Origin of the sequence: Acidimangrovimonas sediminis (assembly GCF_002871005.1) — a bacterium.
GTDB classification, from domain to species: domain Bacteria; phylum Pseudomonadota; class Alphaproteobacteria; order Rhodobacterales; family Rhodobacteraceae; genus Acidimangrovimonas; species Acidimangrovimonas sediminis.
The window spans coordinates 1-729 of the sequence record NZ_PHSN01000082.1; the positions used below are offsets into that span (position 1 = coordinate 1).

Annotated in this window: 1 protein-coding gene; it reads left to right on the top strand. The window is 66.5% G+C overall.

Translation table 11 applies throughout. From position 1 onward, the window contains the following. Positions 1-729: polysaccharide biosynthesis/export family protein (locus tag CVV76_RS24420; protein ID WP_199178709.1), on the top strand; the 729-nt coding region annotated here is incomplete at both ends.

The following is a 729-nucleotide window of genomic DNA, read 5'->3' on the forward strand; positions in this document are numbered from 1 at the left end:
CCAGCGTGGCCGAGCTTTCCGGCCTGCTCGCGGCCGAGAACAACCGCCAGGGCTTCACCGTCCAGGACGACGGCTCGATCGCCATCCCGGACGTGGGCCGGGTCCAGGTCGCGGGCAAGACCGTGCCCGATGCCGAGGCGGCGATCTTCAAGGCCCTGGTCTCGCACAACATCGACCCGACCTTCAGCCTCGAGATCTCGCAATTCGGATCGCAGCGGGTCTCGGTCGGCGGTGCGGTGGGCGCGGCCAAGGTCGAGCCGATCACGCTTCAGCCGCTGCATCTCGACGAGGCGCTGACCGCCGCCGGCGGGATCACGGCGCCCGACCGCACCACCGCCTCGATCCGGCTCTACCGCAAGGGCCAGATCTACCAGATCCCGCTCAAGGTCTATTACAGCCGCCCCGACCTGCAGCACCTGCCGCTGCTCAACGGCGACAGCGTCTATGTCGACACGCAATACGATCTGGCAATGGCGCAGGCCTATTTCCAGCAGCAGATGAGCCTGCTGAGCTTCCGCCAGTCCTCGAAGACCACGGCGCTGTCGCAGCTGGACACGGAAAGCTCCCTCGACGCGGTGAAGCGCGATTACGTCTATCTGACCGGCGAGATACAAACCCAGTCGCGCTATCCGCTGCCCTTCGGCCATACCGCGAGCCTGGCCGACGCGCTCTATGCCCAGGGCAAGGGGATCCCGACGCAGACCGGCAACGTCAGCCAGATCTACGTGC